Origin of the sequence: Chitinophaga tropicalis (genome assembly GCF_009758205.1) — a bacterium.
GTDB classification, from domain to species: Bacteria; Bacteroidota; Bacteroidia; order Chitinophagales; family Chitinophagaceae; genus Chitinophaga; species Chitinophaga tropicalis.
This window is the reverse complement of sequence record NZ_WRXN01000007.1, coordinates 382,764-391,209: the sequence shown is the minus strand read 5'-3', so window position 1 is coordinate 391,209 and position 8,446 is coordinate 382,764. Positions and strand designations below refer to the sequence as shown.

3 protein-coding genes are annotated in these 8,446 nt (G+C 45.2%); all 3 read left to right on the top strand.

The genetic code is table 11. The features are described 5' to 3' along the window. On the top strand, positions 1-5,996 hold a 5,996-nt coding region (locus GO493_RS18170), incomplete at its 5' end, for a DUF5977 domain-containing protein (RefSeq protein WP_198315750.1). Positions 5,997-6,008: 12 nt separating this feature from the next. Further along, a complete protein-coding gene (locus GO493_RS18165) occupies positions 6,009-7,673 on the top strand; it encodes a hypothetical protein (protein WP_157307638.1) in 1,665 nt (554 codons plus the stop codon). 17 nt (positions 7,674-7,690) lie between these two features. Beyond that, complete coding sequence (locus GO493_RS18160; protein ID WP_157307637.1) at positions 7,691-8,437, top strand: hypothetical protein; 747 nt, start codon at positions 7,691-7,693, stop codon at positions 8,435-8,437. Positions 8,438-8,446: the final 9 nt, after the last annotated feature.

The window sequence follows — 8,446 nt, the reverse complement described above, 5'->3', positions numbered from 1 at the left end:
GGTATATATATGACCATAGTATACGGACGCGCGATAATTCAGACCGGTTAGGTGGAGAATTGGGTTTTGGAGACCTTGTCCATGTAGGTGTAGACCTGAATGTGAATCGCTCTTATACAGAAACAGGGCCCTGGAAGGCGTCTAATCCACTCCGTAATAATGTAGCCTTCACAAAGTCTAATAGGAACTATGAAGCAGCCTATTTCCGGAATCCCGGAGAAATGGCATTGAATACAAGTAGTTTTTACGAAAATCTAGGAGGGGATGATGTTGTTGCTGTGAACCTTTCCCAGGCAGGTAACAGCGGCCCCGATATCTCTACTACCAATATACTGAACCGTTACAGGGCTAAGAAATATGTTGGTCAGCAGACAATGTCCCCCCGCAGTACCACTAAGGATACGCGCGACAAACGTACCCAGGTGATCAGCTACCTGACTGCAGAAGAATCTTCTGTAGCAGGCCTGTCAAAATACATCGAGAACTATGGCCTGAACCAGTATGCTCTTCATAATTGTAACCTGACCTTCCCGGAAGAGCTGGATGTAGACCGTCATGGATTAGCGGCTGAGTACTTCGTAGGTAAAGAGTTCCAGCAACTGCATTTTGCTAAAGTAGATACAGCTGTCAATTTTGCTAACCTGGACGCTGTTAATGCCGGGGTACCTGCGGGATTGAATAAATTTGGCCGCAGATGGTCTGCCCGGTGGACAGGCAGGCTGAAAGCAGATGTAACCGGCGCTTATGAGATCGTGACAAACAGCGATGACGGGGTAAGGTTATATATAAACGACAGCCTGTTCATTGACAGATGGGATGTACACGCCCAAACGGCTGATACAGCTTTTGTCAACCTCCAGGAAGGGCAACTGTATAATATTAAGCTTGAATATTTCCAGAATACAGAAGAAGCCATCATTAAACTGAGATGGAGATATGCAGGTCTTCCTTTAATGCCTATCCCTAAAAGTAACCTGTACCTGCTGCCGTCAAAAGATACAATGGCTGTACAGAACGGAATATCCCTGGAAAAAAGAATAAACACCTTCCGAAAGAAAAATCACATCTCTGAAGTACAGGTACTGAATCCTGATGGACGCAGATATATATACGGTTTACCGGTATATAGCCTCAAACAGCGGGAGAAAACATTTTCTGTTGATGCCGGCGATGGTAACAGGGCGGATGGTCTTGTAAAATACACGCATGGTACAGACGACAACGTTACCAACAGCAAAGGCAATGATCATTATTTTAACAGCGAAGAAGTACCGGCATATGCACACAGCTTCCTGCTTACAGGACTGGTATCACCCGACTATGTGGATGTAACAGGTGACGGTATTTCAGACGACGATCCGGGAAGCGCCGTTAAATTCAATTATACAAAAGTAGCAGGGATCAAAAATCCTTACAGATGGCGCGCACCATCTACAGATAGTGCAACCTACAACGAAGGACTGAAAACAGATTCACGTGACGATAAGGGTAGTTACATATATGGTGAGAAAGAACTGTGGTACCTGAACTCTATCGAATCAAAGAATATGATCGCTACTTTTAAGTTGAGCGATCGTGAGGATCAGCCTGCAGTAGATGAGAAGGGAAACAAATACCCTGGTGGCGTCATGAAAAGGCTGGATGAGATCAACCTGTATGTAAAGGCTGACTTCCAGAAATACGGTGCTGCAGGTGCAAGACCTGTTAAAACTGTTCATTTTGAATACACTTACGAACTCTGTCCAGGTGCCAGCAGACCATTAAATAATAAAGGCAAACTAACCCTGAAACGTATCTGGTTTGAATATAACGGTAATAAGAAGGGACAGCGTAATCCTTATGTCTTCAACTATAACAGCAATAACCCTTCATATAATAACAAATCATATGACCGGTGGGGAAATTATAAGGATCCTTTACAGAACCCTGGTTCTACCTCTGGTAATGTAATCACTAACGCAGATTATCCCTATGCGCTGCAGGACAGTACGCTGGCTGCACAAAATGCAGCTGCATGGACGCTGGACTCTATCGTGCTGCCTGCCGGCGGACGTATAAAGGTGGACTATGAAAGTGATGACTACGCCTTTGTACAGAACAAGAGAGCGGCGCAGATGTTCAGTATAGCTGGTTTCTCAGGGTCGGAGCCTACATCCACGGGAGATCTGAAATCTGACTTGTATGGTCCGCTAAATGAATATATGTATGTTTCCGTCAATGCACCGAAGGCAGTGACCAGTAAGAAGGACTTGTATACACATTATCTCGAAGGAATAGACACCATATTCTTCCGTCTGTACGTAGAGATGCCGGCAGATAAGTTTGGCAGTGGAAAGGAATATGTATCCTGTTATGCTGTTCTGGATCCTGGTAATTACGGATATTTTAATAACGGGAATACCTTCTGGTTCAAGGTGAAAGCCATTACCAGCGGAGGTGAAGCAGATAAATCCACCAGTATTTACAGCCCATTGGCTAAAGCTTCTGTGCAATTTCTGCGCCTTAACCTCCCCTCTAAAGCCTATCCAGGTTCCGATGTGGGAGAGGATGCTGATCTGGGGGATGCGGTGAAGATATTGTTGTCACAGGCTGACAACTTCATCAACATGGTGCAGAACTATGATAACACAGCGAGAATTAAAGGTTGGGCGAAGAAGGTGGATCTGGCGCGTTCTATGGTACGCCTGAATAACCCTTATCATAAAAAATATGGCGGTGGATTACGTGTAAAACGCATACGTATTTATGATCACTGGAATGCCATGACCCGGCAGAAAGAATCTGTTTACGGACAGGAATATCAATATACTACTACGAGGATTGTTAATGGAAAGACTGAGGCGATCAGTAGTGGTGTAGCCAGCTATGAACCAATACTGGGAGGAGAGGAGAACCCCTGGCGTATGCCGCTGGCATATAAAGAACAGGTAGCAGCATTGGCCCCGATCAGCATCGGTTACACTGAAAAGCCGTTGGGCGAAACGTTCTATCCCGCTGCTTCCGTAGGTTACAGTAAAGTAAGGACAAGGACCATACACGCTAAGAACACCCGTTCTGTTAATGGTTATGATGAGGTAGGATTCTATACTACTTATGACTTTCCTACATTAACTGATATGACCTTGCTGGGAGATAGCAAGAAACGCTTTAAACCGGCGTTAAATAACTTCCTTAAGATCAATGCCCGTCATTTTGTAGCTGTCAGCCAGGGCTTTAAGGTAGAACTGAATGATATGAACGGGAAGGTAAAGTCTACAGCATATTATTCAGAATCAGATCCTGACAACCCTGTATCATCTACAGAGAATTTTTACAAAGTAGATAATGAAAAGGCGCTCAATAAACACCTGAGCAATACGGTGATGGCTATCAACCCGCAGGGAGTGATAGATACTGCAGCTACAATGGGTAAGGATATGGAGCTGATGCTGGATATGCGTTCACAGCGTTCTGTAACCAATGCAGTAAACCTGGGGCTGAATACGGATAACTTTACCTTCTTCTGGCCTCCGATTTTCATTGTGCCAATGGCACTTAACCTGATACAGCGTGAGGAAACGAAATTCCTTTCAGTCGGTGCTACAAAGATCATCAACCGCCATGGGATCTTAGATAGCCTAGTAGTGACAAACAGGGGAAGCAGGGTATACACTAAAAACCTGCTTTTTGACAGCGAAACCGGCAGCCCTGTATTAAGCCGTACGGAAAATGAATTGGGAGACCCCGTTTATAATTTCAACATGCCTGCGGGTTGGGTGTATGACGGCATGAGTGGCGCATATAAGAATATCAACACTACACTGGACAATATATTCATTCGTCAGGGCAAGATCATCAAAGGATTGAACATTGGCTTTGCTACTGCAAAAGAAACCGACTATTTCTCAGCCGGCGATGAGATCCTGATAGGATCTAAAGAAAGGACGGGTGGAGAAGACTGTACCCCGGAAGTAGCCACTTTCCGTTCAACCAGTGTAATATATGCTGTTGATGCCAACGCAATGTCCGGCGGAGAGCCAGATATCTATTTTGTAGATCGTGATGGAGCGCCTTTCTCTGGTAACGACGTAGTAATGAAAGTAATTCGCTCTGGCAGAAGGAACATTTCTGCCAGCCTTGGACAGATCACTTCCCTTGGCAACCCCTTGAAAAGTACAGGGAACGGGTATAGCCTGGTACTTGACAGCACTATCAACGTGATTTCTGCCACAGCTGGAGATTTTGGCCAGTTCTGGAAAGGAACGGACAGGAAGAAGCTGAAAGTAGAAACCACCTGTCTGCAGGTGCCTTACGCACAATATGTAGGAGGCAGTGATTGCGGCCCGCATTATTATACAAGCAGGGAGCTGAGACAGTCATTTGCAAGTACCTGCCCACGTGGTTATGCTCCGGGTGCCCCGATAGAATACGTAGTACCGGAAGGCAGCTATTATTCAGAGATCAGCCAGGAAGATGCTGACGCTAAAGCAGCAGCTGATATGGAGATGAATGGCGAAGTGTATGCAGGAGCAAGAAGTGAATGTCGCCCATATTATTATAATTCGCCAATAGATACAGTGTTTACCGGCATTTGTCCGAGTGGAAAACCGGGAGTGGAGATAACCTACCACCACCCAGCTGCAACAGATTCTTCTCTTATCAGCCAGGAGGCCGCAGATGCACTTGCCAGAGTAAAAGCTATTGCTGATGGCCAGGCGCTGGCAAATTCGGAAACAATATGTCCATTTGTTAATGAGTTCCTAACAGGAACACTTACGAGAAATGACTGTGGCCCTGGTGGGGAAGGCTCTGTTGTCACTTATACAATCCCAGCAGGAATTTTCGAATCCCTGATCAGTCAGGAAGATGCTAATAATAAAGCATTGGCTACTGCTCAGGACAGTGTAAATGCAAAAGGAATCTGTACTTATGGAAGTGATGCGATGTCCGGTTCTTTCAGTAAGATTTGTGGAACAGGAGGAATCACCACTTCTATATACTATGAACTGGCAGCAGGTGCGGAAACATCAAACATCAGTAAAGAGGATGCCAATGCTAAAGCAAGTATACGTCTGAATACAGAAGGGCAGAATAATGCCAATCAGAATGGAGTATGTACTTATAGCAGTGATGCGATGTCGGGTTCCTTCAGTAAGGTTTGTGGAACAGGTGGAACAACTACACCTATCTCTTTTGAATTAGCAGCAGGTGCGGAAACATCAAACATCAGTAAAGAAGATGCTAATGCTAAAGCAAGTGCGCGTTTAAATACAGATGGGCAGAATAATGCCAATCAGAATGGGGTATGTACTTATAGCAGTGATGCGATGTCCGGAACCTTCTATAAAACCTGTACGACTGGAGGTACATCCAGTGCTGTAAGTCATTCATTGCCTGCGGGTGCAGTAACGTCTAACATCAGTAAGGATGATGCTAATGCTCAGGCTCAGGCCAAACTGAACTCGGAAGGGCAAGCCCTTGCTAATGCAAATGCTGTCTGCAGCTATCCAAATGAAGCTCAAACGGCATCTGCCACACGCAGTTGTCCGACCGGATATGGAAGTACACCGGTTTCTTATACAGTTGCCGCTGGTACAATTGTAGTGAACACCAGTCTTGCCGATGCGAACAGCCAGGCATTACAGCTGGCACAGACCAAGGCGCAGGAGAAAGCGAATGCAGAAGGAGTATGTACTGCATTACCTGTATATGTGTATATGCAGATAGTAGAGACAGTACAGAGTTCTACTGAAACAACGGCTACGGTTACCTTATTTTTTTATTATGACCAGGCACGGACCCAACCGGCTAATGTTAATGGATTGACAGTCAATTACTCCATTAGCAAGAAAGACTGTGAATTAGGTGATACAAATACCAATACTTCGATTTATTGTAGTGGTGTGACATCTAAGGTTATTGCAAAAGACGTGGGGGTACGACGGATTCAGAATGGGGTAGTTTGTGTAGATGTAAAATACACATTACTTAACGGAACCGGGTATATCAAACTGTAATAAGAAATTATCATGAATAACACTTTAAGAACAATTCTGAATCTTTTGAAACAGTTCGTATTGCTGTTGATATTTCTTATCAGCAGTCCTGAGCTATCCAGGGCAGGAGAAAGGGCACAGGCGCCATCCTCCTGTGCCTGCGAATGCCTGAAACCACTGTTCGACTATCTTATCAGCTCACATCGCCTTTTCATAAATGCATCAAGCGGTATAAAGATGTCTTCTCTGTTAAGAGATGCCAGGCGTGCAGGATATGACATCTCCTATACACAATGTGCTATTCTCTATAAGAACATCAACAAGCCTTTCTACGCGATCACCACAGAACAAACTGCTGCTGTTTACAAAGCCAGCCTTGGTGACTGTGAAGTAGCCCTGACATCATCCTCAGGAGCTTCAGTAAGCTTTTACAACCTGCAAAGCGATGCCTGCGCAGGTTCTGACATAGTTTCATATCATTTACAAGGTAACAGTACCAAAGCAGCTGAGCTCACTATAGGCAACTGCTATACCTGTACCACTGCCACTTCCGGCTCCTGCTACAGCGCTGTTACAGATACAAGCGTAAATGCTTTTGTGTACGGATTACAAGGAAACTGGCGTCCCCTGAAAGCATATGCTTATTATGGAGAAAGAGCAGAAACTGATCCCGCCGTTGCCGTGAAATACCGCACCGGTGGCATTATCCCTTCATTTACTCCTTTCTGGACATTATCCGGCAATAAGTGGAAAGCTCAGCCGGATACAACAAAATGGCTGTGGATGTCTGAAACGACTTTATATAATGTCAAAGGCATTGAGATAGAGAACAAAGATCCTTATGGCCGGTATACCGCAGGATTATACGGCTATGATAACGCATTGCCTGTCGCGGTAGCACAGAATGCCAGGTACCGGGAAACTGCCTATGACGGGTTTGAGGACTATTTCTTTACTGGTATAAAATGTGACAACGCATGTGACGTGGCTCGCAGCTTCGACTTTTCCCAGTATAAAACCTCTCTTGATACTACCGAGCAACATACAGGTAAATACAGCTTACGTGTAGATGCCGGCCGTAGTTACGGCATTACTACCAATACTGTTGCCGCCGATACTGCCGGATTCATGTTATCCTATAACGCAGGCCCAGGCAACTGTGCCGGGACAGATAGTGTGCTCTACAGCGTAAAAGCCGGGAAAAACTCCCTGATACCATCTTTTTCCCCTATAGCAGGCACAAGATTACTGTTCAGCGCCTGGGTAAAAGAAGCGCAACCTTGCAGGGGCTTAACCTATACCGGTAATCAGGTACAGATCCGGGTACGCACAGCTACTGACAGTACAACGATCATAGCCCTGCCTGCCGGAAATATTACCGAAGGCTGGCAACGCTATGAACAGGTAATTGACCTCCCCGCTGGTACACGAAGCTTCTCCGTTTACATGCTTTCTACCGGAAGCGTTGCTTCATACTTTGACGACATCCGCATCCACCCATACAATGCGAACATGAAATCCTTTGTATACAGCCCGGAAAACCTGCGGCTGATGGCAGAACTGGATGAGAACAACTATGCTACTCTCTATGAATATGATGACGATGGAACCCTTATCCGCCTGAAGAAAGAGACGGAAAGAGGTATCCAGACCATCAAGGAAACAAGAAGTGCCTTACAAAAGGAGGTCCTGCCATAACGCAAAAAGTGAAAACAATGAAACAACTTTTAATACTCATAATAATACTACTGAGGGGACTTCTGCCGGTAATGGCGCAGGCCGGGAATGGTATGGAAAGAGCGGCTTTGTTACTGAAAAAAGCAGAACAGTCCTATAGATCAAAGCCTCTCGCTTTTACCGTGAAGTTCACATATTCCAACGAGCATACGCCGGGGAATATACTGGACTCTCTCTCTGGAAGTGTGGAAATGGACGGTAGCAAATATTGGTATTTACTGGATAGTACTGAGACCATAAGCAACGGAAAATATAATATTATCCTGTTCAGGGAAGATAAACAGATGCTTATTTCTCCTGTAAGGGCAGACTCCATGGCAGGACAGAACCCTGTGGCTTACTCTGCTGCATTATTGCTGAAAGCCGGTGCTACTGGTTGCCAGATAAGTGCCGAAGGCAGGCAAAAAGTATTACAGGTATCTTTCCCGGAAACATCTGAATTTAAAGCTGTCAGCATATACATAGACACTGTTGTTAATCGCATCACAACTATGCGTTACCTCGTCAAAACAACAAGCCTGATGGACCCGGGCGGAGACCCTCAGCAGCTGGATGGCTATGAGGAATACGCAATAGTAAAGGCTGTTTACTACGATTACCGGGAAATAAAACCTGACAGTGAACGCTTTAATGAACGCCGGTTCTTTACAAAAGAAGGAGACGATTATACACCGGCGGCCGGTTATAAAGAATACAGGATACTGTTTACAACCCCAAAACAATAAAGGAATTAT